Annotated in this window: 27 protein-coding genes; 20 read left to right on the top strand and 7 right to left on the bottom strand. The window is 36.4% G+C overall.

Features of this window, described 5'->3' with window-relative positions; genetic code table 11:
- The first annotated feature begins 41 nt into the window (after positions 1 to 41).
- The 12 genes from asnB to AC5YGI_RS06845 all read left to right on the top strand — a co-directional run bounded on the left by asnB (position 42) and on the right by AC5YGI_RS06845 (position 11,030).
- Complete coding sequence (gene asnB / locus AC5YGI_RS06900) at positions 42 to 1,709, top strand: asparagine synthase B (RefSeq protein WP_110010871.1); 1,668 nt, start codon at positions 42 to 44, stop codon at positions 1,707 to 1,709.
- 425 nt (positions 1,710 to 2,134) lie between these two features.
- Positions 2,135 to 2,977 (top strand): hypothetical protein, encoded by an 843-nt coding sequence (locus AC5YGI_RS06895; RefSeq protein WP_227944262.1) that lies wholly within the window; start codon positions 2,135 to 2,137, stop codon positions 2,975 to 2,977.
- 139 nt (positions 2,978 to 3,116) lie between these two features.
- The gene (locus AC5YGI_RS06890) at positions 3,117 to 4,520 is read left to right on the top strand and encodes an MFS transporter (protein WP_330745396.1); all 1,404 of its coding nucleotides are present in this window, start codon (positions 3,117 to 3,119) and stop codon (positions 4,518 to 4,520) included.
- A gap of 160 nt (positions 4,521 to 4,680) precedes the next feature.
- Positions 4,681 to 5,556 carry a pirin family protein gene (locus tag AC5YGI_RS06885; protein WP_496167865.1) on the top strand — a complete coding sequence of 292 codons (876 nt, stop codon included), beginning with the start codon at positions 4,681 to 4,683 and terminating at the stop codon, positions 5,554 to 5,556.
- A gap of 153 nt (positions 5,557 to 5,709) precedes the next feature.
- Entirely contained in the window at positions 5,710 to 6,021 is a 312-nt protein-coding gene (locus tag AC5YGI_RS06880) for a GNAT family N-acetyltransferase (protein ID WP_496167864.1), read from the top strand.
- A gap of 58 nt (positions 6,022 to 6,079) precedes the next feature.
- On the top strand, positions 6,080 to 6,979 hold the full coding sequence (locus AC5YGI_RS06875) for a pirin family protein (protein WP_496167863.1): 900 nt from the start codon (positions 6,080 to 6,082) through the stop codon (positions 6,977 to 6,979).
- A gap of 21 nt (positions 6,980 to 7,000) precedes the next feature.
- A complete protein-coding gene (locus tag AC5YGI_RS06870; RefSeq protein WP_202843361.1) occupies positions 7,001 to 7,531 on the top strand; it encodes an NADPH-dependent FMN reductase in 531 nt (176 codons plus the stop codon).
- A complete protein-coding gene (locus AC5YGI_RS06865; RefSeq protein WP_062675413.1) occupies positions 7,532 to 8,110 on the top strand; it encodes a TMEM175 family protein in 579 nt (192 codons plus the stop codon).
- A 1-nt stretch (position 8,111) separates the two neighbouring features.
- The gene (locus AC5YGI_RS06860) at positions 8,112 to 8,330 is read left to right on the top strand and encodes a (4Fe-4S)-binding protein (protein WP_110010863.1); all 219 of its coding nucleotides are present in this window, start codon (positions 8,112 to 8,114) and stop codon (positions 8,328 to 8,330) included.
- Positions 8,330 to 8,725 (top strand): OsmC family protein, encoded by a 396-nt coding sequence (locus AC5YGI_RS06855; RefSeq protein ID WP_446106644.1) that lies wholly within the window; start codon positions 8,330 to 8,332, stop codon positions 8,723 to 8,725. The genes AC5YGI_RS06860 and AC5YGI_RS06855 overlap by 1 nt, the downstream gene beginning before the upstream one ends.
- 1 nt (position 8,726) lies before the next feature.
- On the top strand, positions 8,727 to 9,014 hold the full coding sequence (locus tag AC5YGI_RS06850; RefSeq protein ID WP_171006298.1) for a GNAT family N-acetyltransferase: 288 nt from the start codon (positions 8,727 to 8,729) through the stop codon (positions 9,012 to 9,014).
- Positions 9,015 to 9,470: 456 nt separating this feature from the next.
- Positions 9,471 to 11,030, top strand: coding sequence for a sodium:solute symporter (locus AC5YGI_RS06845; protein ID WP_496167862.1), 1,560 nt, complete (start codon positions 9,471 to 9,473; stop codon positions 11,028 to 11,030).
- A gap of 74 nt (positions 11,031 to 11,104) precedes the next feature.
- Here AC5YGI_RS06845 and AC5YGI_RS06840 read toward each other — a convergent pair whose 3' ends face one another.
- On the bottom strand, positions 11,105 to 13,339 hold the full coding sequence (locus tag AC5YGI_RS06840; protein ID WP_496167861.1) for a reprolysin-like metallopeptidase: 2,235 nt from the start codon (positions 13,337 to 13,339) through the stop codon (positions 11,105 to 11,107).
- 322 nt (positions 13,340 to 13,661) lie between these two features.
- Between AC5YGI_RS06840 and AC5YGI_RS06835 the strand changes: the two genes are divergently transcribed.
- From AC5YGI_RS06835 to AC5YGI_RS06825, 3 genes are all read left to right on the top strand, one after another.
- Complete coding sequence (locus tag AC5YGI_RS06835; RefSeq protein WP_330745389.1) at positions 13,662 to 14,180, top strand: hypothetical protein; 519 nt, start codon at positions 13,662 to 13,664, stop codon at positions 14,178 to 14,180.
- A gap of 77 nt (positions 14,181 to 14,257) precedes the next feature.
- Positions 14,258 to 15,142, top strand: a complete 885-nt coding sequence (locus tag AC5YGI_RS06830; RefSeq protein ID WP_228406544.1) for a transketolase — start codon at positions 14,258 to 14,260, stop codon at positions 15,140 to 15,142.
- Positions 15,143 to 15,241: 99 nt separating this feature from the next.
- Positions 15,242 to 16,186 carry a transketolase family protein gene (locus AC5YGI_RS06825; protein WP_110010857.1) on the top strand — a complete coding sequence of 315 codons (945 nt, stop codon included), beginning with the start codon at positions 15,242 to 15,244 and terminating at the stop codon, positions 16,184 to 16,186.
- Positions 16,187 to 16,384: 198 nt separating this feature from the next.
- On the opposite strand, the gene AC5YGI_RS06820 is transcribed toward AC5YGI_RS06825, so the two are convergent.
- From AC5YGI_RS06820 to AC5YGI_RS06805, 4 genes are all read right to left on the bottom strand, one after another.
- A complete protein-coding gene (locus AC5YGI_RS06820) occupies positions 16,385 to 16,903 on the bottom strand; it encodes a hypothetical protein (RefSeq protein ID WP_446106647.1) in 519 nt (172 codons plus the stop codon).
- Complete coding sequence (locus AC5YGI_RS06815; protein WP_496167860.1) at positions 16,881 to 17,360, bottom strand: hypothetical protein; 480 nt, start codon at positions 17,358 to 17,360, stop codon at positions 16,881 to 16,883. The genes AC5YGI_RS06820 and AC5YGI_RS06815 overlap by 23 nt, the downstream gene beginning before the upstream one ends.
- Positions 17,361 to 17,491: 131 nt before the next feature.
- Positions 17,492 to 18,025, bottom strand: a complete 534-nt coding sequence (locus AC5YGI_RS06810) for a DUF4303 domain-containing protein (protein ID WP_496167858.1) — start codon at positions 18,023 to 18,025, stop codon at positions 17,492 to 17,494.
- A gap of 179 nt (positions 18,026 to 18,204) precedes the next feature.
- Entirely contained in the window at positions 18,205 to 18,525 is a 321-nt protein-coding gene (locus AC5YGI_RS06805; protein WP_227944253.1) for a magnetosome magnetite crystal formation protein family, read from the bottom strand.
- 238 nt (positions 18,526 to 18,763) lie between these two features.
- Here AC5YGI_RS06805 and AC5YGI_RS06800 point away from each other — a divergent pair, with 238 nt between their 5' ends.
- From AC5YGI_RS06800 to gwsS, 5 genes are all read left to right on the top strand, one after another.
- Positions 18,764 to 20,614: a helix-turn-helix transcriptional regulator gene (locus AC5YGI_RS06800; RefSeq protein WP_496167857.1), complete on the top strand. Its 1,851-nt coding sequence runs from the start codon at positions 18,764 to 18,766 to the stop codon at positions 20,612 to 20,614.
- Between the two features lie 615 nt (positions 20,615 to 21,229).
- Positions 21,230 to 21,421 carry a TIGR04139 family peptide modification target gene (locus AC5YGI_RS06795; RefSeq protein WP_330745384.1) on the top strand — a complete coding sequence of 64 codons (192 nt, stop codon included), beginning with the start codon at positions 21,230 to 21,232 and terminating at the stop codon, positions 21,419 to 21,421.
- 97 nt (positions 21,422 to 21,518) lie between these two features.
- Entirely contained in the window at positions 21,519 to 22,385 is an 867-nt protein-coding gene (locus tag AC5YGI_RS06790) for a hypothetical protein (RefSeq protein ID WP_330745383.1), read from the top strand.
- On the top strand, positions 22,382 to 23,287 hold the full coding sequence (gene gwsG, locus AC5YGI_RS06785; RefSeq protein WP_330745382.1) for a grasp-with-spasm system ATP-grasp peptide maturase: 906 nt from the start codon (positions 22,382 to 22,384) through the stop codon (positions 23,285 to 23,287). The genes AC5YGI_RS06790 and gwsG overlap by 4 nt, the downstream gene beginning before the upstream one ends.
- A gap of 172 nt (positions 23,288 to 23,459) precedes the next feature.
- The gene (gene gwsS / locus AC5YGI_RS06780) at positions 23,460 to 24,530 is read left to right on the top strand and encodes a grasp-with-spasm system SPASM domain peptide maturase (protein WP_496167855.1); all 1,071 of its coding nucleotides are present in this window, start codon (positions 23,460 to 23,462) and stop codon (positions 24,528 to 24,530) included.
- Between the two features lie 84 nt (positions 24,531 to 24,614).
- Here the strand turns inward: gwsS and AC5YGI_RS06775 are convergent, their stop codons facing one another.
- Positions 24,615 to 24,992: a hypothetical protein gene (locus AC5YGI_RS06775; protein WP_202843392.1), complete on the bottom strand. Its 378-nt coding sequence runs from the start codon at positions 24,990 to 24,992 to the stop codon at positions 24,615 to 24,617.
- 69 nt (positions 24,993 to 25,061) lie between these two features.
- Positions 25,062 to 25,532 carry an Lrp/AsnC family transcriptional regulator gene (locus AC5YGI_RS06770; RefSeq protein ID WP_002984446.1) on the bottom strand — a complete coding sequence of 157 codons (471 nt, stop codon included), beginning with the start codon at positions 25,530 to 25,532 and terminating at the stop codon, positions 25,062 to 25,064.
- Positions 25,533 to 25,593 lie beyond the last annotated feature (61 nt).

Raw genomic sequence — 25,593 nt, 5'->3', positions numbered from 1 at the left:
AAACATCACTTTTACTTTTGTTCCATAAATAATAAAAAATTATGTGTGGAATTGTATGTTTATTTGACGCCAAGCAAAAAACCGAAGTATTAAGACCTCAGGTATTGGAAATGTCAAAAAAAATCCGTCACAGAGGACCGGATTGGAGTGGAGTTTTCCAGGATGAGAAAGTAATTTTTTCTCATGAAAGACTTGCCATTGTAGATCCAACTTCCGGAAAACAACCTTTATTTACGAAAGACGGAAAAGTAGTATTAGCCGTAAACGGTGAAATCTACAACCATAGAGAATTAAAAGAAGAATTTCCTGATTATGAATTTCAGACTCAGTCGGACTGTGAGGTGATCCTTGCACTGTACAGAAAATACGGAAAAGATTTCGTAGAGAAACTCAACGGAATTTTTGCCTTCGCTTTATATGATACTGAAAATGATGTTTATCTTATTGCCCGCGATCATATGGGAATCTGCCCGCTTTATCAGGGTTGGGACAAAAACGGAAACTATTATGTCGCTTCAGAATTAAAAGCTCTTGAAGGGGTATGTAAAAAAATAGAAACATTCCTGCCCGGTCATTTCGTTTACAGCAAAGATGGTGCTGAGCTTCAGCAATGGTACACAAGAGACTGGGACAGCTTTGATCATGTAAAAGACAATGAAACGGATATTTCAAAACTGAGAAAAGGTCTAGAAGATGCCGTTCACAGACAACTGATGAGTGATGTTCCTTATGGAGTACTTCTATCAGGAGGTTTAGATTCATCTGTTATTTCCGCAATTACTGCAAAATTTGCCCGCCAGAGAATTGAAAGCGGCGATACACAGGAAGCGTGGTATCCGAGACTTCACAGTTTCGCCGTAGGATTGGTTGGTTCTCCCGATCTGGCAGCAGCTCAGAAAGCTGCAGAACACATCGGATCTGTACACCATGAGGTTAACTTTACCGTACAGGAAGGACTGGACGCTGTACGTGACGTTATTTACCACCTTGAAACCTATGATGTAACCACCATCAGGGCATCCACCCCAATGTACCTTTTAGCAAGAGTGATCAAATCTATGGGGATTAAAATGGTTCTCTCAGGAGAAGGTTCAGATGAATTGTTCGGAGGTTATTTGTACTTCCACAAAGCTCCTGATGCAAAAGAATTCCACGATGAAACGGTGAGAAAACTGGGCAAACTTCACCTTTATGATTGTTTAAGAGCCAACAAAGCGTTGATGAGCTGGGGAATTGAAGGAAGAGTACCTTTCCTTGATAAAGAATTTATGGATATTGCGATGACGCTTAACCCTAAAGATAAAATGATCAATACTGCTGAAGGAAAAATTGAAAAATGGGTATTGAGAAAAGCTTTCGAGGATCTGCTTCCTGATTCTATTGCATGGAGACAAAAAGAACAGTTCTCGGATGGTGTAGGCTATTCATGGATCGACACATTAAAAGAAGTAGCTGAAAAAGAAGTAACGGATGAAATGATGGCGAATGCAAGATTCAGATTCCCGCTAAACACCCCTCAGAACAAAGAAGAATACCGATACAGAACGATTTTTGAAGAACATTTCCCAAGTGAAACCGCTGCAGCTACTGTTCCATCGGTTCCATCCGTAGCTTGCTCTACTCCTATTGCTTTGGAATGGGATGAAGCGTTCAAAAAAATGAACGATCCAAGCGGAAGAGCAGTGAAAGTGCATGAAACGTCATATTAGAAAATCGATTGATGAATCGTCAATGGTCAATCCGCTGCGCTTGTGAATTTGTTGCGGGATTCGGGTTACGGGATTCGGGATATTTTAACGCAGAGTACGCTAAGATATTTCCATTAGTGTTTAAGAACGATCGCAAAGGCGTTTCACTTAGCAACAGACAAACTGATATCCTCGCTGAACGAAGTGCCCTTGCGAACGAAATATATGGGATTAAAATATAAACCTTGCGACCATAGCGTTTATTTAACCTTGCCAATAATATTAATTCACTAATTAAAATATATATTTTTTTTATTCAAACATATAACTCTCTCTGTTATAATTTATCAATCCTGTAGCAATACAGGATTTTTTCTTGAATTAACAATAACAATATGGCATAATTTAACTCACAATCCAAAATAATATCTAATAAATAATTATATTTGGAAAACGAAAATATCAATTATAAAAAAATGAGAAGAAACCTTACTGTTTTATTTGCCTTATTAGCGATTAGTTTTGCTTTTGGACAAGGGAAATACGGCAAATATCTGAATTCAAAGAAGCTTGCTTTGGCTTACAAGAGTGTGAAAGACCAGGATAAGGACGACTACTATCAACAATTCTACTGGCTGGTAAAAGCAGAGCAACTGAAAACTTATCCTCACCTTAAAGATATAAAACCTGTCGTTTTATATGAATTTGTAAAATATGTAAACCCTCAGAATCCAACCAAAAAACTGGATGCAAGAGGCAAAGAACTGAGAGCAACTGCAGAATTATCATTAAATCAATATTTTAAAAATAAAAAATTTGAAAACAATTCTGTTTTAATGTATAACCTTGAAACGTATGTAGATCCGTCAAAAGGGCAATATTATACTAAGGTTGATCCGGAAAAAATCAAAGAGCTTGTACCCAAGGAATTATTTGCTTTCAACTCATTCAACAGAAATATAGGAGAAGAAAAAACCTATTATCTCTGGATTGACAAGAAAAAAGATGATCTTAATATTGTAGATATCATTCCTAGCGAAAAAGAAGATAAAGCTTTTTATACCAGATTAAGACAATATCTTCCAAGCTATAAATTCTCAAAATATGTTCCTACTGTAAAAAAAGGGAACAAGTCTGACAAAACGGATATCGAATATTATTATATCATGCCTTTTGAACAGAATACTGATAACATCGAATACAAAACCAAGGATTTCAAAACTTTCACTTTAAGCCAGTACAGAAAAGCCGGTGATGAATGGAAAGGAGTAGAAAAACCTAGAAAATAAATCAAAAAGTCCTGTGAAATTTCACAGGACTTTTTTAATTTTATATGGATTTCTTTATCTAAGAATCAAAACGCTTAGAGTAAGCGGTTCTTCAAATCAAATAAGTCTGGGGATTTTTTTATAACCCAGCCGGTACAAAATGACAGAAGCAAATACACAACAGACCTCCGTAAAAAAAATACTTCCCTTAATTCTGGCCACTGCTATTTTCATGCAAATGCTGGATTCCACGATCCTGAATACTTCCCTGCCTGCTATTGCAAAAGATCTGAATGAATCTCCGCTCAATATGCAGAATGCTATTATCAGTTATGTTCTAACCCTTGCTGTTTTTATGCCAGCCAGCGGATTTCTTGCAGACCGGTTCGGGACCAAAAAGGTATTTATATTTTCTCTGGTATTGTTCAGTCTGGGTTCGCTATTTTGTTCTTTGTCTCAAAACCTCACCCATCTTGTTATTTCTAGGGTTGTTCAGGGAGTTGGAGGAAGCCTGATGACTCCTGTCGGAAAACTGGCACTCATCAAAACATTTGACAAAAACGAACTGCTCAAAGCCATGAACTTTGCCATTATTCCAGCACTTATCGGGCCTGTACTCGGGCCTTTAGTGGGAGGTTATATGGTAGACTATCTTTCATGGCACTGGATATTCCTGATCAATATTCCGATTGGGGTGCTGGGAATTCTTTTAGGATTAAAATTCATGCCCAATTACAAATCTGATGATGTAGATTTTGATTTAAAAGGGTTCCTGATTTTTGCCGCAGCCTCTCTCCTGCTTTCTGTTTCACTGGAACTTTTCGGAGACATTCAGAATATCACACCTGTCTTATTGGTATTTATCATGGGATTTTTGTTCCTGTACTATTATTATAAACATGCAAAAAGAGGCGGAAATCCTATTTTCCCATTAAATCTGTTTCAGGTAAGAACTTTCCGTGTGGGTATTGTGGGCAATCTGGCGACCAGATTGGGAATCAGCTCCGTTCCGTTATTACTTCCGCTAATGATTCAGATTGCCTATAAACAATCTGCGGTAACTTCCGGCTGGATCATTGCTCCTATGGCTTTAACAGCTATATTCGGAAAATCCTCTGTTATAAAGATTTTAGATAAATATGGCTATCGTCAGACCTTAATGGTGAATACCTTTATTATCGGAACGCTGATCTGCCTGCTTGCTATTCCTGACATTCACACTTCTCTATATTGGTTTGTTCCCATCATTGCGGTACTGGGCTTTTTCAACTCTATACAGTTCACTTCCATGAACACTATTTCCATTGCCGATCTCCGAAATTTCCAGACCAGCAGCGGAAACTCATTACTCTCTGTCAATCAACAGTTAGCCATCGGTTTCGGAATTGCTTTCGGACTGATTGTTTTAAAGCTGTTCGAAAATACAGATCTGATCAAAGGAGAAATCCACAATGCTTTCCGGTTAACCTTTCTCACAGTAGGAATATTAACAATTCTATCCGGATTGGTATTCAGAAGACTCCATATTTCGGATGGGAAGAACATGCAGTCTAAGGAGGAATAATCAGGAAAAAAGTAAAATTATAAAAATAATGCATCTATGGCGGATTACTACGCGGTTCCGCCAATTTGTATTCTGTATTCTACCCTTCTACGAACTTAACACAGATCAATGCTTTTCGCATATATGTATGGTAATTTTGTTTACATAAATCAACAATGTGATGGCAACTAAAAAAATAGAAATCGTAGTATCTCCAAAACCTGCGCACTTTGTAGGGGATGGATTCAGGGTTCACAATTTCATTCCGGGAGTTCCTGGATTGGATATGAAAAGAATGGATCCGTTCATTATGCTGGATTATAATTCAAAATTTCATTTCAACGGATCAGACAGACCGAGAGGTGTCGGGGTGCATCCGCACAGGGGTTTTGAAACCGTAACCATAGCATATAGCGGAAAAGTAGAACACCATGACAGTGCCGGCGGCGGCGGTGTTATCGGAGAAGGTGATGTTCAGTGGATGACTGCTGCCAAAGGAGTTCTTCACAAAGAATATCATGAAACGGAGTGGGCAAAAGAAGGAGGAATTTTCCAGATGGTTCAGCTTTGGGTGAATCTCCCTGCAAAAGATAAAATGAGCTGCCCAAAATACCAGGCTATTGAAAACTCTACAATGGAAAGAGTTGATCTCGGGGATAATGGTTTTATAGAAGTGATTGCCGGAGACTATGACGGTCATAAAGGACCTGCAAGCACTTTCACTCCGGTCCATATGATGAACGCAAAGCTTAAATCAGGAGGAAAAGCGGAATTTAATTTCCCTGCTCATTTCAATACTGCGGCTTTGGTGATTGAAGGAAGTATTATTATTAATGGAGAAGAGAGCGTTAAATCCGATCATTTTGTATTGTTTAAAAATGAAGGTGAAACATTTACCATCGAAGCAAAGGAAGATGCTGTTGTTTTAATCATCAGCGGTGAGCCTATCAATGAACCTATTTACCCTCATGGTCCTTTCGTAATGAATTCCAGAGAAGAAATCATGCAGGCTTTCGAGGATTTTAATACCGGAAAATTCGGATACCTGGAAGATTAAAAGAATTAAATTTATCTTAATCTTTGATTATTCCTTTTTTATTAACTTTATATAATGGCAAACCTTATAGGTTTTAAAACCTATAAGGTTTAATTGTCTTAACACGCAATTTCCTGCATTTATAGGAAATGCAGCACCCTTAGTACAAATATTATGAAACCAGAATTTGAAAATATACCTCTTGTAAAAGCGGAAAAAAGATTTGAAATAGAGTTCAACGGACATTATGCATTCATCGATTACCGTGAAACCATGCACCAGATTTCTTTGATACATACAGAGGCAGAACCGGAACTGGCAGGAACCGGCGCAGCTGCTGCGGTAGTAGAAAAAACTTTGAATTTTATTGAGGAAAGCGGAAAAAAACTTCTTCCCTTCTGTCCTTATGTTTTCGCCTTTATTAAGAAACACCCTGAATGGAAACGTATCGTGGATGACAGATTTGAAGGCTATGACAAACTGTAAACCTTCATCAGAACTCATCAATTTATTTAAATAACATTTTAAAAAGTATCACATCATTATGTCAAATATTGGACTTATCATTGAAGAAAAAGCAGCAGATATCGGAAATTTCCTGGTAGGCAGACTTCTTCCTTTCCGTGAGAAGAGAGCCGTTGGACCTTTTGTTTTTATTGACCACATGGGGCCTTCAGAATTAAAAGATTATCAGAATCTTGATGTTCCGCCACATCCGCATATCGGATTATCTACCTTAACTTACCTGTTGGAAGGGTCTATTTTCCACAGAGACAGCATTGGAAGTTCTATAGAAATAAAACCGGGTGCCGTTAACTGGATGACTGCCGGAAAAGGAGTGGTACATTCGGAAAGAACGCCTGAATATCTAAGACACAGTGATAAAAGGCTTCACGGATTTCAGATCTGGGTAGGTCTTCCAAAGCATCTTGAGCAGTCTGAGCCTACTTTTCATCATATTGAAGCGGATGAAATTCCGGCTTGGGAAGAAGATGGTATTCAGTATAAATTAATTGCCGGTGAAGCATTCGGAAGAACATCTGCAGTTCCGGTACACAGCAAATTATTTTTTCTTGAAATTAAAACAAAAGAAGCCAGAAAGATCAGCATAGGAAAAGATCTTTATGGAGAAGCGGCCATGTATGTTCTGGATGGAACAGTAACTACCGATGGAAATTCTTATGGTTCCAAACAGCTGATGATTGCTAAAGATACCAAGCTTTGCGAATTCGAGATGAGTGAAAACGGAACGGTTTATCTTTTCGGTGGTGAGCCATTCGACGAGGAGCGTTTTATATTCTGGAATTTTGTTAACTCTGATAAAGAATTAATTGAACAGGCAAAAGTAAACTGGAATGATCAGAATCACGAAGCATTTCCCCTGGTTCCAGGTGACGAAAATGAATACGTGCCGCTTCCTAAGGCTATTTTAAACCGAAAATAATTTCAATTCAGATTATTAACTATGAAAATATTAGCATTTGCCGGAAGTACATCTTCCACGTCTATCAACAGGGAACTGGTAAAATTTGTTCTGAAAGATTTTCAGGATGAGGAAATCAATCTGATTGACCTTAACGATTTTACAATGCCCGTATTCTCTGTAGATCTTGAAAAGAAAGGTTTTCCGGATGAAGCGCATCAGTTTTTAAAAGCGATTGAGGAATGTGATGTGATCATCTGCTCTCTTGCTGAGCACAACCGTTCTTACAGTGCAGCTTTTAAAAATGTTTTTGACTGGGCTTCAAGAATTAACGTAAAAGTATTTCAGAATAAACCTATGCTTCTGATGAGTACTTCTCCAGGAGGCTATGGCGGCGGAAATGTGATGAATACGGCAAAAACATTTTTCCCACAGTTTGCGGCAGACATTAAGGATACTTTTTCATTGCCAAAATTCTATGAAAATTTTGATCTGGAAAGCGGTGTCATCAATCCTGATATGCTGAATGATCTGAAAGGTAAAATACAAAACTTTAAAAATCAGATAAAGTAAATGAACAAAGGAAGACTGGAGGCGTTCAGTGATGGTGTCCTTGCTATTATTATCACCATTATGGTACTTGAACTGAAAGTACCTGAAGGAAATAGCTGGGCCAGTGTCAAACCTCTTCTTCCTAAGTTTCTGGCTTATATTTTCAGTTTTATATATGTAGGAATCTACTGGAACAATCACCATCATTTGTTCCAGACAGTAAAGAAAGTAAATGGCAGCATTCTTTGGGCCAACCTTCATCTTCTGTTCTGGCTTTCTCTGATGCCAATTGCCACGGAATGGATCGGAACAACAAATTTTGCAAAAAATCCCGTTGCAGTCTATGGTATCGGGCTCATTATGTCGGCTATTGCCTATACTATTCTGGAACATGTTATTATCCGTTGTGAAGGGGAAGATTCAAAACTGAAAGAAGCCATCCATTCGAAATATAAAGAGTATATCTCAATTGTATTTTATGTCCTGGGAATCGCTACTTCATTTTTTTATCCTTATATTGCCATAGGTTTTTATTATATCGTTGCTCTTATATGGCTTATTCCGGACAGAAGAATCGAAAAAACATTAAAAGAAAATTGATATGGAAACACACGAATATCCTAATGGAAACATTACTGTCATCTGGCAGCCTAAGAAATGCATCCACTCTGCCATATGTGTAAAAACACTTCCAAAAGTCTATAATCCTAAAGAAAGACCCTGGATAAAAGCAGAAAACGCAAGTCCTGAAGAACTTAAAAATCAAATAGACCTATGCCCTTCAGGTGCATTAAGTTATAAATTCAATACAGAAAAATAATGGCGGTAACGGTAAAAGCAAGTTTAGGAAAAACAAAATATTATACAGAAGTAACAGCCGGCGAAAACACAATCATTACGGATGAACCGATTGATAAAGGCGGACAGAACAAGGGTTTCAATCCGCTGGAAATTCTGGCTACGTCATTGGCAAGCTGTACTGCAGCTACATTGAGAATGTATATTGAAAGAAAAGAATGGGATGTGGAAAACATCAATGTAGAAGTAGAGCTTGAAAATTTCCCATTAACAAAAAGAGCAGTTTTCAAAAGAGAGATCAGCTTTGAAGGTATTCTGGATGATGAGCAGCGTAAAAGGCTGCACACTATTGCAGACGCATGCCCTGTTCACAAAATATTAACCAACGACATAGAAATACTAACTAAATTCTCGTAATATGATCGAAGTAAAACAAAACAACGACGAAAAACACGGAAGTTTTGAAGCTTTCATAGATGGAAGACGCGCAGGAATGATGACGTATACCTGGGCAGGAGAAGAAAGATTTATTATAGACCACACCGAGGTGGAAGAAGCTTACAACGGAAAAGGCGTAGGCAAGGAAATGCTTCTGGCAGCCGTAGATTTTGCCAGAAAAAATGACAAGAAGATTATTCCCCTCTGCCCTTTCGCTAAGGCAAGTTTCCAGAAAAGTGAGGAACTTCAGGATGTTTTAGTGAATTAGTCACTGTATTACACCCTTACCATACAAACCTTTCAGAGATCGCTCTGAAAGGTTTTTTTATGCAGTTATTTTATTCTCAATACAAGATCTCTGTTAACGCAAAGTTTATTTTGAATTATATTAAATTTTAAGCAGGCAAAGAGTGAATCAATTTTTAATTGGTTTGATGAAGCAAACTGTTTCTATTAACTCAGAAAACAGTATCCGGCTTTAAGACAGAAAAAGTAAAGTTACTTTTTACCGATATCACTATAAAAAGATGAAAATATAGAGGATCATTTCTTTTATGAGCTTTATAACTTCCAGCTCCAGGCTTCAGACCTTTCTGAAAATACTGGTTTTATCCCAAGCCTGGATTACTTTCAAAAAAGTAATTATATAAAAATTGTGTCTGAACTAAATTCATGATTCACGACTGATCTTTTTTATATATTTGCTAAAATTTAAAAATCAAGAATGAATCCAGGAACTATCCTTTTGTTATTTGTTTTCGTCTATTTTATCGGTCTTTTGGTGATTTCTTATTTCACCAGCCGGAATTCTGATAACCAGTCTTTTTTTATCGGTAACAAAAAGAGTAAATGGTGGCTCGTAGCATTCGGGATGATAGGAACCAGTTTAAGTGGGGTTACTTTTATTTCCGTTCCGGGAACCGTCGGAAAAATGACCGGCTCCGAATATATTTACGGAGGTTTTGAGTACTATATGATGGTGATCGGGTTCTTCATCGGATATTTTATTGTAGCAGCGATACTTTTACCACTTTATTACAAGATGAATCTGACCTCTATATATACCTATCTGGGGAAAAGATTCAATGTGGAGGCGCATAAAATCGGTTCTATCTTTTTTATTATTTCAAGAGCAATTGGAGCTACCGCAAGATTATACCTGGTAGTAAATGTTTTACAGATATTTTTACTTGAAGGGTTGGGAGTTCCGTTTTGGGTAACTTCCCTTATACTTCTGCTGATGGTACTTCTGTACACTTTTGAAGGCGGTGTAAAAACGATTGTTATTACAGATACCCTGCAGACTTCTTTCATGATCATCAGTCTTGTAGCTTGTATTGTTTATATTTTATCCAACCTGAATTTATCATTCGGTGAAGCTTATACGATTCTGGAACAGAAAAACTATACTCATTTCATCAATTTTGATCCTAATTCCAAAACCTTTTTCCTGAAAACCATTCTGGGAGGAATTTTCATTACCATTGCCATGACGGGACTGGATCAGGAAATGATGCAGAAGAATATTTCTGTAGATAACCTTAAGAATTCAAAGAAAAATATGCTGACCTTCGCCGGAACACTTCTTATCGTGAACCTTGCATTCTTATTCCTGGGAGGGTTGCTATACCTTTTTGCGCTGCAGCATGGAGCGGAATATGGGACTATAAACGGTGAAACGGTAACGAATATTTTCGGATTTAAAGATCCGGCAGGAAACATTAAAAACGTAATGGGAGACGATCTTTTCCCGGCTTTATCGCTTCAGGGATATTTTCCTATGGCTATTTCTGTTATTTTCATCATCGGATTAATTTCAGCCTTATTTCCTTCTGCAGACGGTGCTTTAACAGCTGTAACAAGCTCATATTGTGTAGATTTATTAAACCTTAATGAGGATAAAACCAAAACTGAAAAAGAGAAGAAACGTCTTCGTATGAAAGTGCATTTAACTTTCACTGTCGTTTTCTTTATTCTGATCATGGTTTTCAAGGCATTAAATGATAAATCCATTGTGTACCTGATCATGGAAATTGCAGGATATACCTATGGACCGCTTTTAGGACTTTTCGCCTTTGGAATTTTCACCAGGTTCCAGATTTCAAGAAAATATTCAATTCTTGCGGTAACTATTTTTGCCCCTATCCTGACCTATTTAATCAATCTTGCTGTTACCACGTATACTGATTACAGAATCGGTGTAGAACTGATTGTTCTTAACGGATTGCTGACTTTCATTGGTCTGTGGCTGGTAAAAAACAAGCAGCACTTAAAAGTCGTTTAACACTTATAAAAACATAAAAAAGGCTGTTTTCAATGAAGACAGCCTTTTTCTTTTATTGGAATCAATGAAATAGATTATTCTTTAATCCACTTGATTGTTTTCTCTAAGTTCTTAGATTTAACCTTGATCAGATAGTCTCCCTGGACAAGGTGCGACAAGTCAAAAGTACCTGTTTTATCATGATTCAATTTGTTAGCAGCCTGAGTGAACACTAATTTTCCGCTTACATCGTATACAGTAATATCATATACTTCATTTGAATTAGTAAATTTCACATTCAGTAATCCTTTACTTGGATTAGGATATACGACAAATACGTCTTTATTGGCAGCAGTCTCGTTCACACCTAATGTCTGGGTAATGGTGAAGTTGACAGGGTTAATGTTGTAGAAAACATTTGTTTCTGCAGCAACCATAATTCTTGCCTGTGTTGTATTTACGTTAGGAATAGTAACAGCTTCAGAACCATCATTCGGAGTAGAAGCAAGGATCAGTGTAGGATAGGTAAGACCGCCGTCTGTTGAAAGATAAATATTCACAGTAGCAGCATTCACAGGAAATGCCGTTGTATTGGCGACATCCCATGTTACCGTCTGAGTGGAATTACCAGCCCAGCTTACCGCTGTAGCAGGTGCAGTTACATTGAAAGGTCCGGAATTTCCATCAACGGTAATAACAGCATCATCATTGGCTACCCCTGCACAACCCGCATTATTATCTCTTACGGTAAGTCTGAACTCCATCGTTCTTGCATAAGATGGTCTAACTTCTCCTTTGGAAACCGTACCATTGATTACATCTGTAAGTTTTGGGAAATATCGGTAAGGAACGGTTACAGGTACATATGATCTGAACAGAGGTGCATTTCCGGTAGGAGCATTCCAGTCGCCTGCCGGGCCTACATCATTCTGCTCCCAGCTGTACGTAAGCGGATTATTATCGATATCTGTCGCAGAACCTTCCAATCTGAATGGTGTACTCTTCGGGATGGTATAATCGCCTCCGGCGTTTACTGTTGGAGCAAAATTATTAACAGGAAGCGTAACCTGACATGTTGTTGACTGAACTTTTGTTGTGATAGACTGATATGATTTGGTATGGAAAGTCGGAATACTGTTAGGAGCCAGGTTATTGGTACTTCCACAAATTCCGGCGTAAGCCATTATGGTAATTCCGCTTCCAGGTTCTACGGCATTAGATGCACTCCGGTTACCATTACAACTCCCTGTAATGGCATTAAATGTATGCGGCCCGCCAAACTGATGCCCTACTTCATGGGCTACATAATCAATATCATAAGGATCTCCAACAGGATTAGGTGAACCGGTGATCCCTCTACCTTTATTGGTTGCATTACAGATTACTCCCAATCCGGCTAATCCTCCGCCACCTGTACTGAAGGTGTGTCCGATATCATAATTTGCATTTCCTATCAATAAATCAATCTGAGTCTGGCTCTCATTAATTAACGTACTGGCATTGTTATTTCCGTTAAACGGATCTGTAGTGGCATTTGTAAAGACCACATTGGCTTCATTATCCACCAGCACCAATCTTGAAGCAACTTCCTGTTCGTAAACTCCATTCACCCTGTTTACGGAGGTTACTATAGCTGAAAGTGTCTGTGCTACAGTAGGTGTGGCGGTACCCGTTGCTGCTACAGCATATTCTCCAGTACAAGCCACCGCAAGCCTGAAAACTCTAATTTGATTTCCTACGCTTGGTGCTACGGTCTTTTGAGCGTTTTTTTTTCCCAAGGGAGACTCGCCCTCATCCTTTACTCCACAAGACCTTGGATTTTTATCAATCAAATCACTTTTTTTATAAATGATATAATTGCTGATATCCTGTTTTGCATAGGGATCAATATAAGAATCTCCGGCTACTATAGATTTTATCTGTGCATGGAATCCCAGTTCTGTAAAATCCAGTTTTATGGTGGCGTACTTGTCGTCAATTCCCTGTCCTGTAAAAGTAACAATCTGAGGAAACTGGCTGGTTAACCCGGGAGCCATCACTGAAGATTTCCAGATTCTGAATTTTGCTTTGGTGCCGTCAGGCATTGGCAGAACAATAATAGGAGCATTGTCTTTACGATCGCTGTCTTTTAACTCCGGAACGGAATTAAAATAACTTTTCATTCCGGCTACATCCAGTGTGTACGTCAGTGCCTTTTCCGGCTGCACTGTTCTGTTTTTAGGGTCTGCTTTAATGGATCTTTCACTTATTACTGTAAAAAAATCCTGTGCTTTCCCGGAGGAAACGGATATTATAAATATCCCCAGATAAAATAATTGTTTAATTTTCATATATAATGGTTTGTAATTTTTATTCATTCAAATGATAAGGCCAAAGCTAAAAGATAATTAACCAAGGAATAATAATTCAAATAATCTGGAATTATAAAATTAATTAAATTAATCAGATTATTACATACAAAAAATAAAAAATCAAACACAAACCTATAGAAAATGTAAAAATCCGCCTGTATAAAGGCATTAAGCTAAAATAAATTAATTATAATTTTTCTTTTATTTACACAGTTACTTTTACTATTTTAATATCTTTGAAATGTATAAAATAAACAGAATTAAAAATTAATCAAAATAAAAAAATACAACCCTAAAAACCATGAAAAAAATTATCTCATTTTTCGCTTTCCTATTAACATTCAGCTTTATGAGCGCTCAGGACAATTTTGAACTATCAACATTAAGAATCGGGCCGTTTAAAGTCTTTATGCCGAAAGCTGAGGCTGAAAAAATTGCAGGAACAAAGCTGGTTAACGCGGGTGGAGAGAAAAAAAACATGGTAAAGTATAATGGAGAAACCATACAGATTGATCTTTTTGATAATTACATTAATGAGGCCAATCCAAGTGTTCCTTCGATTACCTATATGACAACAACTAGTAAAAAGTTCAAAACCAAAAGCGGAATCGGAGTTGGAAGCACCCGCGACGACCTGATCAATGCCTACAGAAATTACCCCAACTTTAGTGTACGCCCGGATTGGGACTCTAATGGCAAACCGATTAAAGACACCGGTTATTTTAATCTTGAAGACAGCCAGGCAGGAACGCTGTTAAGCTTTAAATTTGTTAATAATATAGTGACCGAAATCTCCGTTTACCTTAATGAAGGCTGTTAAAAGCGGAAAAATATTAAAATCATACAACGATCGGGGTTTTATCTCCGGGCTTTTGCATTTCCGTAAGCCGGTAAAAAATTGTAAATTCGCATACAAATAAATCAGATATAATGAGTAAAAGTATTGAGGAGTTAAAGACTCTTACTACGCAGATCAGAAGAGACATTTTAAGAATGGTTCACGCTGTTAATTCAGGACACCCGGGTGGAAGCTTAGGTTGTACAGAATTCTTTACAGCCCTTTATGGTAAAGTGATGAACTATAAACTTCCTTTCACAATGGAAGGCAAAAATGAAGATCATTTTTATCTATCAAACGGACATATTTCTCCGGTATTCTATTCTACTTTAGCAAGATTTGGTTTCTTCCCTGTTGAAGAACTGAGCACTTTCAGAAAATTAGATTCAAGATTACAGGGACACCCAACAACTCACGAAGGTCTTCCGGGAATCAGAATCGCTTCGGGTTCTCTTGGACAGGGGCTTTCTGTAGCACTTGGAGTAGCTCAGGGTAAAAAATTAGATGGTGATCAGTCTCTTGTTTACTCTCTTCACGGGGATGGTGAGCTTCAGGAAGGTCAGATCTGGGAGGCATTGATGTATGCTTCTGCTAAAAAAGTAGATAACATCATTTCTACTATTGATTACAACGGGCGCCAGATTGACGGAGATACCGATGATGTATTAAGCTTAGGAAATCTTCATGCAAAACTGGAAGCATTCGGATGGACTGTTTTGGAAGAAAAGAACGGTAATGATCTTGAAGCGGTCATTGCAATTCTTGAGAAAGCAAAAACAGAAACCGGAAAAGGAAAACCTGTAGCCATCCTTCTTCATACAGAAATGGGATACGGAGTTGATTATATGATGGGATCTCATGCGTGGCATGGTAAAGCTCCTAATGATGAGCAGTTAGACACGGCATTCAAGCAATTGTACCTGGAAGCTCCGGCTGATTATTAATTATAAATGATAAATTATTATTGATAAATGATGCTTCTGGAACTTTATAATATGATTAATCACTCATCATTTATCAATGATCAAAAACTTTAGTAAAAAATGAAATATACATATACAGAAAAAAAGGACACTCGTTCAGGATTCGGAGCAGGATTAGCAGAATTAGCGGACAAAAATCCTAATGTAGTAGCACTTTGTGCAGACCTTATCGGTTCTCTGAAGATGGAGAAATTCATTGAAAAGGCTCCTGAAAGATTCTTTCAGATTGGTATTGCAGAAGCGAACATGATGGGAATTGCTGCAGGTCTTAGTATTACAGGAAAAATTCCTTTTACAGGAACTTTCGCCAACTTCTCTACTTCAAGAGTATATGATCAGATCCGTCAGTCTATTGCTTATTCTGATAAAAATGTAAAAATCTGTGCATCTCACGCAGGTCTTACTTTAGGAGAAGACGGAGCTACTCACCAGGTTCTTGAAGATATCGGTATGATGAAAATGCTTCCCGGAATGACCGTGATCAACACTTGTGATTACAACCAGACTAAAGCTGCTACCCTGGCGATTGCAGATTTTGAAGGTCCTGTATATTTAAGATTCGGAAGACCTGTGGTTCCTGTATTCATCCCTGAAGATATGCCTTTCGAAATCGGAAAAGGAATCATGCTTCAGGAAGGTACTGATGTAACGATTGTTGCAACAGGACACCTTGTATGGGAATCTCTTGTAGCGGCTGATGAACTTGAGAAAGAAGGTATTTCCTGTGAGGTGATCAATATTCACACGATCAAGCCTCTTGATGAAGAGATCATTTTAAAATCTGTAGAAAAAACAGGTAAAATTGTAACGGCTGAAGAGCACAACTATCTTGGAGGTTTAGGAGAATCTGTTGCAGGTATGCTTGCAAGAAGAAGACCTACAAAACAGGAATTTGTAGCGGTAAATGATACTTTCGGAGAGTCTGCAACACCAGCAGAATTGATGAAAAAGTATCAAATTGATGCGGCTGCAGTAAAAGAAGCTGTAAAGAGAATTTTAGCTTAAAATAAGATATTATATAGGCAAACTCCGGCGGTTTCTTCGAAACCGCCGGAGTTTTTTGTTGGCAGATTTGATTTGTGAAAATCTGTTTTTTGTGATGCATCAACCACCCCATCAAAAATTCTTTGAATTTTTGCCACCCTCCGGAGGAAGGGAATGGTTATACACCATTCTTCATTGTATTAGTTTTTACCCTGATTATTATTGTTCCGGTTGATTCAAAGGAATTCCAACAGCCACGAGAACGGGACATAAAATTTCTTTGATGTATTCATCTTCTCTTCTGTCAGAAGCTTTAGATCCGGAAAAGTAATTGCTGATTCTGTAGTTTTTCACAAACTGATTTCTTTTCTTCCCGATGGAATAATAATATCCACCTCTTTCATCGTTAATAAAATAGGTCATTTCATCAAAGTTCATCAACTTTTTGGAAAGTAACAGTTTTCTGTAAATACACTTTTCTGATTTATCAAAAATATATTTCACAGGAATTCTGAAAAGAAGGTCAAACAGGAAATAAATCATATAAATACTCCATAAGCCCATTGCTATTTTAAACTGGTCGCCAGACATCTTATCCCTAAAATAATACACAATAACAGGAAGTGCAATCACTCCCAGTCCCAGCCACCATACCAGAGTGCGCAGGAAACTGTAATTCGGCATAAAGCTTATTTCACTTCCGTTTTCTTCAAATCTATAGCGGTCTCTGATATCCATTCTCAGGATTATTAAGGTTCATTATATCTTCCGTCTCATTGACCATTTTCTGAATTCCTTTCTGAGTAAGAGCCTGGCCTATGGTAAGCTGTTTTTCTTTTCCATCTACTTCAAAGTACATAGACAGCATTACATTTGTGATGATAAAACCCATATATTTTGTGGCCACCACATGAAAATTTCTGAAATTCTCTATGGGATAGGTTTTTACCGGAACAAAAATGGAGTGTTTTCCGGTAATCGTTTTCCGGTCCATATCAATAATAAATTTCTTGGTAAAGAAATTGATCATAATAAGTACTACTACAGCAATAATAACATAACTGAAAGTTCTTACGCTATTAAAGAGTAATGCTGCTACAATCAGGAAAATAATACAGAGCACGGATACAAATACCGGCTGGTTTTTAAAAATATATTGGTTTCCTTCCTGTTTATAAAATTGGTAGTTGTTCATAAGTAATGTAATTGTTCTTTATATTTTGGATGAGATTCTTCTGTTATTATTGTATAAGAGGGCTTCTGAGACAATTATTTTTATCGGCTTCATATGTATATATTTAAAGTGTTTTTTTATGCATCATATTTTTAATTGCCCCAGGCAGCCATCCAGTTCAGATATTCAATTTTGTATTCATTATCGTTAAGTCTGACGATAAGATCTTTTAGCTTTTCCTTCTCAAACTCATAGTCTGAGACCGTGAAAATCAGGAAAATCTCTTTGCCCGTGATCTTTGTGAAAAAGTTCTCTTTTTTAAGTTTTTCCAGTACTTCAATACAGGTAGAATACAACTTCATCTGAAAACCTTCAAACCAATGACCATCGTCGTCATGTTTAGTAAGCTCTGCCCTCAATTGGGTACAAAGCTCATCAAATTCTTTATTGGCTCCTTCCATTTCATAGGTCCATTCTGCCGGTTCATATTTATAATAAAGAGCATCTTCGTCATCTGTATTCTCCATAGCTTTCAATGTATTGGCAGCAGGGCAAACCGTCATTGCTCCCTCATCACTGTACAAAGCAAAACTGTAAATACCTTCTGCTCCATGCTTTTCATACACTTCTAAAAAAGCTTTCCTTGCAGCGTCTTCAATTTGCTGTTTCAAAATTTCAAAATCCATACTTCCTTTCTTTTTTAAAATGGGCGCTAAAATTACCTTTATCCTGTCAAATCAGCACATTATATTCGTTATAAGACCAGCCAGTTTCATGATTATAGCTATCCTATTTTTACCATTTTTTGGCTGTCTGATTTTATTATTTTCAAAATGGTCTTTTGTACCCTGTTAATCATCAGATATTATCTAATGAAAGAAAACTTATCTTCAAACATTTTTCCGATCAAGGGTAAAGGTTTTTCAACATCGTTGGCTGCATTAATAATCCCGATAATCATTAACACCAAAGGAATCAAACCCAATATTCCCAGAATTCCGATTTTAGTAACCATCAATACAATATTGAGAATGATAGATAAAAAAATAGAAAAAAGAATTAATCCCAATGATTGTTTCAGATGGTATTTTAAAAGGCTGTTCGACTTTTCTTTTCCGATAAAGAAGGATATCAGCCATCCGAAAAGCGTAATGTAAGAAACAATTGATAAGGTTTTGTTGTCCATAGCTGTAAAATTTTTAATTAATATTCTTTGATTTTTTCTGGCCCAAAATTGCAGAAGAAAAAGATCTCAGACTTCTTTTCAGCAACTACAAAACATCTTCAATGCTGATTACAGATGACTACAAAATGTCTACAAAAACAATTAAACAACTAATAATCAATAAATTAAAAGCGAAACATAGTTCTACTTTTTCAGACAGGAAATTGACAGGTGTCTACAATTTTTGTACTTTCACCTTATGAAATTAAAGTACTTACTTTTATACTGTATACTTTTTATCTGCACTTTATATCCCGCACAGAATACATTTATTGATGGTCTTAAGACCCAGTTGAATGAAGGTCATATTTCTACTGCAGAAAGATTCAGAATTTACAATGAGCTCACCGAATATTACAGAGTCAGCGATCAATATGCTACAGCTGAGAAATATGTTCAGCAGCAAATTGATCTTGCTAAAAAAGAAAATGATTATGCTGAAGAAGTAAAAGCGCTTACTCAAAAGGGAATCATCAAACTTAATCAGTCTGAATATGATAAGATTCCACCTATTCTGGATGCTGCGAATGCAATTGTTCAAAAGAGTCATAACAAAACGGCTGAATTATATGCCAACTATCTGAATATCTATTATAGAAATGCACTTGGCGAACTTGAAAGTACCATCAAGCTTGTTCAGAAAGTTCTTCCCACCGTTGAAAAACAACCTTCTGAAATCTTATTAAATGCAAAGCTCAATTATCTCCTTTATGGAATTTATACGGAATGGAACGATGCTGACAATGCCACCAGATATGCCAAAAAATCCATAGAGCTTGCTGAAAAGGCGGGAAACAAAAATTTACTCAGCTCTACCTATTCAGCGCTGGCTGTCTGCTACTCCTTTCAATATGAGAAAAGCGGAAACTTAAAAGATCTTAAACCCGTCATAGAGATGTGTAAGAAAGCTGTTGGCCTGTACCATCAATTTCCCGGTCATGTCTCAGCCCATGTGCATGCAATGGCACTGCTGAATCTTACCAACTATTATCTGAGCTATCCGGTTATGACTCCCGAAATCCGTGAGGAAATTCAGAATAATGCCCACGAAATCCTGACCCTTACCCAGCACACCACTCTTAATCAGAGTATGCAGGCAGGTGCGCTTGGTATTTTAAGCAATCTTGCTTCACGGGATCAGAATGATGCTTTATCAGAGCAATACCTTTTGAAAGCTGAACAGATTCTGCTTACCCAGCAACCGGTTTATTATCACGTGATGATCAATGTGGTAAAAAATCTTGCAGAGCTTTATGCAAAACAGAAAAATTACCGGAAAGCTTATGAGTATGAGACAAAAGTAACAGAATACAGCAATCTTCTCTTTGATGAAGGCCAGGCTGAAACTGCAAAAAGATTGGAAGCTCAGTATCAATCGCAGAAAAAAGAATCTGAACTCAGATCTCTCACCGAAAAAACGGCCAGTCTGAAAAAGGAAAAACTTCTTTATATTATACTGGGAATCATAGGATTGATTGGAGCCTTCTTTATGTTCCGTTCTTATCATTTTAAACTGCGGTATTCTATAGAAAGGGAAAATAAGCTTGATACAGAAAAGCATGAAGCAGAAATGCAGGTCAAACTTCAGGAGGAAGAGCAGGCCAGATTAAGGGCAGAACAGGAACTACTTACCCTTCAGCAGCAAAAACTTCAAAGTGAGGTACTGGCGAGCCAGCTTCATATTCAGCATAAGAATGAGGTTCTGCAGCAGCTTCAGACCCAGCTTTCCGATACGGATATTAATATTCATCAGGTGGTAAAAGGAGAAAATCGGGTTGACAATGATTTTGAAAAAATCAGATTCACCATTCAGGAACTGCATCCTGATTTCTTCAAAAATATCAATGAAAAAGCTAAACAAAAACTTACAGCACTGGATTTGAAATACTGTGCTTACCTCTATCTGGGAATGGACACCAAACAAATTGGCAACCTCCTCAATGTAGAACCCAAAAGTGTAAGAATGACCAAATACCGTCTGAAAAAGAAGTTCGGTCTGGATCATGATACCGCTTTAGAATCTTTTTTCCAGGGGGTGTTTTCTGAGTAACAATATATATTTTACTTTATACTAAACTGAAAGCTTTTCATCCTGAGATTGAAAAGCTTTTTTATACTTAAAATTCATTTGTTAATATCCAAAGTTTTAAAATCAGAGGTTTTCTATAAAAACTGAGGGGATACTTACATGGTTTTTGGTGCTAAAAAAGTTGATTTTATATAAAACAAATCACAAGAAGCATACAAATAGTACCCAAAAACAAGTTATTCAACATCTTATTTCCAGGCTTACATCACTTATTTTCCGGTATTGTACAATAGAAAATATTACCGTACAAACTATTGTTAAAGTCAGTAGCTTTCTTTTTATAGCCGGTATGTAATTTATACTTTTTCGAATTTCAAATATTTCACCAAAGCCCAGCTCCTATTCAGAGTAAAATTTGCATTTGTACACAAAGCAAAATACAAATCATTTACACATTTTATCCCTATAAAGTGATCTAAATATTTATAGTTTTATCCCATCAACGTTGACAAAATGTATTCTTCAGATTGACAATACAAGTGTACAGTGTATAATAAATAGGAAGAATTATTCACCCAAAGTCAAGGGTTAATTTGACACAAATGATTTATATAAAAACAATTAAAAATTACACACATGAAAAAATTAAATGGAATGAAGAGTGGCTTCTCTTCTTTGGAAAACAAAAAGTTAAATGATTTAAAGGTGATCAAAGGAGGTTTAATGGAATCCTCGGCTGTCAATTATGTTGCTACAAATAGCGGAGACTGTTATGATAAAGAAACATGGATTGATCATAAACTTGATTCAACTTTATATGTCTGCTAAGATCAATAAGAGTGTTAATATATTGTCTGGGGAGGAAAATAATTCCTCCCTTTTTACCAATAAGAGTATCGTTAATACAATAAATACTGATCACCTAATGAAACGAAATTCAATTTTAATATTCCTCCTCATTACTCTTTTCATTATTCTTTCCTGCAAAAGCAAGGATTATATCATTTATTATAACAAAGTAAATGAAATTGACAGTCTTTACCGGATAGCTAACCAACCCGAAGAAGCAATAAAACAGTATAAGAAATTATTCAAAAAATACAGCCCTAAAAATCAGGAACGTATTAAAGAATATGAGACATATATTAAGCTGGCTGATCAACATCAAAAGAATTTCGGTGGAAAGAAAAGTCTATATAAGCTTATCCCTCTAATAGCTCCCTATGAAGGTTCGGAAAAAAGCTATTTCGGTCTGTTTCAAAAATACGGTATCGATAGTACTGAGGTGAGAAAAAGAATTGCAAACTGGAAAAAAGGTTTAAATAGACGGCTCGTAGATTCTTTCAGCGTGGCATTTGTCCGTGATCAGGCTGAAAATAGGGAAAACTTTCAGCTCATGGAAAAAAATGACAGAATAAATGCACAACTCTTGAAATGGACCTTTGAAAACTATGGTTATCCTTCAGTACAAAAAATCGGACTTATCGGAAATGACGGTATATTTATGCCCATGCATCCCTTGTTCAGTCATATGGTAGATGAAAAAGAATATCCTTATTTAAAAGCAAAAATGCTGGAATATATAAAATCAGGAGACTGCATCCCAAAAGACTATGCTAATATGGTCGACCGCCACAATCTGCAAATCAGCAAGGAAGGAACCCTATATGGTATTTACCTAAGTTATGATGCTATTGTGGATACAATAAAAGCCAATCAGGAAAGAAAAAAAATAGGTATACCCAGTATTAAACATTCTTCTAAAATCACCAAAGATTACTTCAAAAAATGATTCTTATTATTTCCAACAACAATGAAAGAACCACTAATAAAATTATAAAATGGCTTCTTGAAATGAAAAAGCAATTCATCCGTATCCATGAAGATGAAATTTTTGAAATTGCAGTGGAGAACAAAAAAATACTGTTAAGGAGTAGCAGAAGTTCTTTTTTTCTGGATGAGATCGCAAGTGTGTGGTACAGGAGAGGCAGATTAAAAATCAAACGCTTAAGGTATGAAAACCCTTCTGTAAATGCTCACATGAATGAAGTACAGCATTGGCTGGAAGATTATGTAAGAGCGGTACTGGAGTCCAAAAAACATATCAACAAAGAAAGCAATAGTGATATTAATAAACTCCTGGTATTGGAAGAAGCTAAAAAAAAAGGGTTAGAAATTCCTGAATATTACCTGGCAGATAATACGGATCAGGTTTCCCTGAATAAAACTATTATAAAAACCATTGGTGGAAATCCTATTTTGGATGACATTGATAAAGATTTAAATGGTATCATGTATACCTCAACGGTACACAAAAGAGAGAAAGCAAAGTTTTTCATTACATTCTTTCAGGATAAGATTGATAAAGAATTTGAAATCAGAACATTTTATCTCAATGGAAAATGCTATTCAATGGCTATTTTTTCTCAAAATGATAAACAGACCCAAACAGATTTCAGAAAATATAATTTAGAAAAACCCAATAGAACTATTCCTTACAAATTAACATTTGACATTGAAGAAAAAATACACCTTCTGATGCATGCATTAGATCTTAATTGCGGATCATTAGATTTTATCAAAGGAAAAGATGGTAAATTTTATTTTTTAGAAGTCAATACTATTGGGCAGTTTCTGGGATTGTCTCATACCTGTAACTATTCGTTGGACAAAGAAATAGCAGATTACTTATGAAAATTAAAGTTAAAGAAAAAAATAAGCTTCCACTTACCTTCAAACATATAGAGCCATTCAATGATCAGAAACTTAAAAAGCCTAATGATGTCGTCTATGTTTTAGAGTGCAAAAAATATCAGACGAATTATTATATAAGAGAAAGACCTATCAAATCATTGAACCGGCTACTATGAAATACTTCAATTTATTCTCAAACATCCTCATCACCAAAGGAGCCACCAGAATTCTCATTTCAGATCTACAGAGAAATGTATCGGAACTGTATCCGCTGGAGTTGTATGAAATTATAGAAGGGCTGAAAAACAGTTCTGTTGAAGACCTGCTGAAAGATTATGATCAGGAATCCAAAGTAATTATTCAGCAATACATCAATCTTCTATTGGAAAAAGAATATGGATTTATTACAAAGAGTGATTGGGACAGAAATTTTCCTCCTCTTTCTTTTGAACATCATGAGCCCAGCGCTATCACCAATCTCTTTATCGAAATAGAAGATATCGGGATCATAAAGAAGATATTTCCGTCAATAGAAAATCTTGGGATTAAGCATTTGGTTATTTACAGCTTAAAACCTTTACCCTTAAAAGATTGTATAGAAATTGATGAAATTTTTAAAACCTCAGTGTTATCAGGAATAGAAATTTTCTCACCGTTTCACCAGGAAGTCAACCTCTCGTTTATAAAGGCTCTTCAAAAAAATACGGTCAGAATATACAGTCTCATTTTTTACAATTGTCTGGAAGCTCCTTTCAAAGTTAAAGATGAATATAGATTCTCACTGAATTTTCTGAAAGATGATCTGAAAATATCTGCCTGTGGAAAAGTGGAACTGAAATACTTCAATACCAATATCACTAAAGTTATAGAAGCAGTGAACCACAATTCCTGCCTGTATAAAAAGGTAGGTATCGATAGAAAAGGTGACATCAAAAATTGTCCACTGATGAATGAAAGTTTTGGGAACGTTGATAACAAGATTCTTGAAGAAGCTATCAATCAACCTGAATTCACAAAATACTGGAACCTCACCAAAGATCAAATTGAAATATGCAAAGACTGTGAATTCCGTTATGTCTGTACAGACTGCAGGGCATATACTGAAAACACATTAAAAAACAAAGAAGGCCTGAATATATCAAAACCTCTGAAATGTGGCTATAATCCTTATACGGGCGCTTGGGATGACTGGTCAAAAAATCCTTTAAAACAAGAAATTTTTAATTCCCTGGTACTCAGATAATTTTTTTCATAATCCTTGTTAATTGAAAACCGCTTTTAAATCTAATTTAAAAGCGGTTTGTTATTTTATCGTATTGATTAAATTTTATTTAAAAAACTTCCATTTCGGGATAATGGCAAGCATTCCGAATCCTGTAAACAGAAAAAGATTGGTGACGTCCGTATACAAAAATGTAGACAGATAGTAATTGTGCATAAAGAAATGCAGCACCAGTAAAGCCGGAAACATAAAGATTCCTGCCTTTTTGTAGAAGAACATCAGCACCAGCCCTATCATCATCAGTATGTCAATAGAAAAAATCACATAGAAGTACCACCTCGGAATCTGAAGGTATTCATGCTGCAGATATTCATCCACATCGATACCAAGTCCCATAATAGTAAACAACATCAAGGCTGCAAACGCCAAAATAAATCCCCATCCTTTCTTTGGGTCTTCGTCAAAATAGCTGTATTCTTCCATATCTACAAAAATAAAGAACTTATGAGAGATTTCATAAGTTCTTTTATAATTATTCGTTTAAAATTTGACTTACACAGAGATTGCGTTGATCAGTCTGTTTTTGTCACTTAAGAATTCCTCCATAGAGATCATACTTTCAGTTCTCATTACATCCTGAATGTCGTCGATCTGGTAAATAATTCTTTTGGCATCATCAGTATTCTTAGCTCTTACTTTACAGAAAATATTATATTTTCCTGAAATAACGCTAGCCTCGATTACGTTAGGAATAGTTGACAATTCTTTCAATACTTCCTGAGTACGGTTTGATTTTGTCAAAAGGATACCTATGAAAGCTGTAAAGTGATAATCCAGCTTACCATAATCGATGTTAAGAGATGATCCCAAAATAATACCTGCATCTTCCATCTTTTTCACTCTTACGTGAATTGTTCCAGCAGAAACATCCATCTGCTTTGCAATTTCAGTAAAAGGCATTCTTGTGTTTTCTACTAAGAAATCAAGAATCTTCTTGTCTATTTCGTCCAGTTGATAGTTCATATTAGTTAAATTACAATTTCTTTAAAAAATCTATGTATTTTTTGCAAATTTACGAAAAATA

The sequence above is a fragment of the Chryseobacterium sp. CS3K3.1 genome (assembly GCF_059515165.1).
This window is presented reverse-complemented; position numbering and strand designations above follow the sequence as displayed.

Coding starts and splice junctions, on each gene's coding strand:
- asnB (WP_110010871.1), top strand. CDS start 42: ATGTGTGGAATTGTATGTTTATTTGACGCCAAGCAAAAAACCGAAGTA.
- AC5YGI_RS06890 (WP_330745396.1), top strand. CDS start 3,117: ATGACAGAAGCAAATACACAACAGACCTCCGTAAAAAAAATACTTCCC.
- AC5YGI_RS06885 (WP_496167865.1), top strand. CDS start 4,681: ATGGCAACTAAAAAAATAGAAATCGTAGTATCTCCAAAACCTGCGCAC.
- AC5YGI_RS06880 (WP_496167864.1), top strand. CDS start 5,710: ATGAAACCAGAATTTGAAAATATACCTCTTGTAAAAGCGGAAAAAAGA.
- AC5YGI_RS06875 (WP_496167863.1), top strand. CDS start 6,080: ATGTCAAATATTGGACTTATCATTGAAGAAAAAGCAGCAGATATCGGA.
- AC5YGI_RS06870 (WP_202843361.1), top strand. CDS start 7,001: ATGAAAATATTAGCATTTGCCGGAAGTACATCTTCCACGTCTATCAAC.
- AC5YGI_RS06865 (WP_062675413.1), top strand. CDS start 7,532: ATGAACAAAGGAAGACTGGAGGCGTTCAGTGATGGTGTCCTTGCTATT.
- AC5YGI_RS06860 (WP_110010863.1), top strand. CDS start 8,112: ATGGAAACACACGAATATCCTAATGGAAACATTACTGTCATCTGGCAG.
- AC5YGI_RS06855 (WP_446106644.1), top strand. CDS start 8,330: ATGGCGGTAACGGTAAAAGCAAGTTTAGGAAAAACAAAATATTATACA.
- AC5YGI_RS06850 (WP_171006298.1), top strand. CDS start 8,727: ATGATCGAAGTAAAACAAAACAACGACGAAAAACACGGAAGTTTTGAA.
- AC5YGI_RS06845 (WP_496167862.1), top strand. CDS start 9,471: ATGAATCCAGGAACTATCCTTTTGTTATTTGTTTTCGTCTATTTTATC.
- AC5YGI_RS06840 (WP_496167861.1), bottom strand. CDS start 13,339: ATGAAAATTAAACAATTATTTTATCTGGGGATATTTATAATATCCGTT.
- AC5YGI_RS06835 (WP_330745389.1), top strand. CDS start 13,662: ATGAAAAAAATTATCTCATTTTTCGCTTTCCTATTAACATTCAGCTTT.
- AC5YGI_RS06825 (WP_110010857.1), top strand. CDS start 15,242: ATGAAATATACATATACAGAAAAAAAGGACACTCGTTCAGGATTCGGA.
- AC5YGI_RS06820 (WP_446106647.1), bottom strand. CDS start 16,903: ATGGATATCAGAGACCGCTATAGATTTGAAGAAAACGGAAGTGAAATA.
- AC5YGI_RS06815 (WP_496167860.1), bottom strand. CDS start 17,360: ATGAACAACTACCAATTTTATAAACAGGAAGGAAACCAATATATTTTT.
- AC5YGI_RS06810 (WP_496167858.1), bottom strand. CDS start 18,025: ATGGATTTTGAAATTTTGAAACAGCAAATTGAAGACGCTGCAAGGAAA.
- AC5YGI_RS06805 (WP_227944253.1), bottom strand. CDS start 18,525: ATGGACAACAAAACCTTATCAATTGTTTCTTACATTACGCTTTTCGGA.
- AC5YGI_RS06800 (WP_496167857.1), top strand. CDS start 18,764: ATGAAATTAAAGTACTTACTTTTATACTGTATACTTTTTATCTGCACT.
- AC5YGI_RS06795 (WP_330745384.1), top strand. CDS start 21,230: ATGAAAAAATTAAATGGAATGAAGAGTGGCTTCTCTTCTTTGGAAAAC.
- AC5YGI_RS06790 (WP_330745383.1), top strand. CDS start 21,519: ATGAAACGAAATTCAATTTTAATATTCCTCCTCATTACTCTTTTCATT.
- gwsG (WP_330745382.1), top strand. CDS start 22,382: ATGATTCTTATTATTTCCAACAACAATGAAAGAACCACTAATAAAATT.
- gwsS (WP_496167855.1), top strand. CDS start 23,460: ATGAAATACTTCAATTTATTCTCAAACATCCTCATCACCAAAGGAGCC.
- AC5YGI_RS06775 (WP_202843392.1), bottom strand. CDS start 24,992: ATGGAAGAATACAGCTATTTTGACGAAGACCCAAAGAAAGGATGGGGA.
- AC5YGI_RS06770 (WP_002984446.1), bottom strand. CDS start 25,532: ATGAACTATCAACTGGACGAAATAGACAAGAAGATTCTTGATTTCTTA.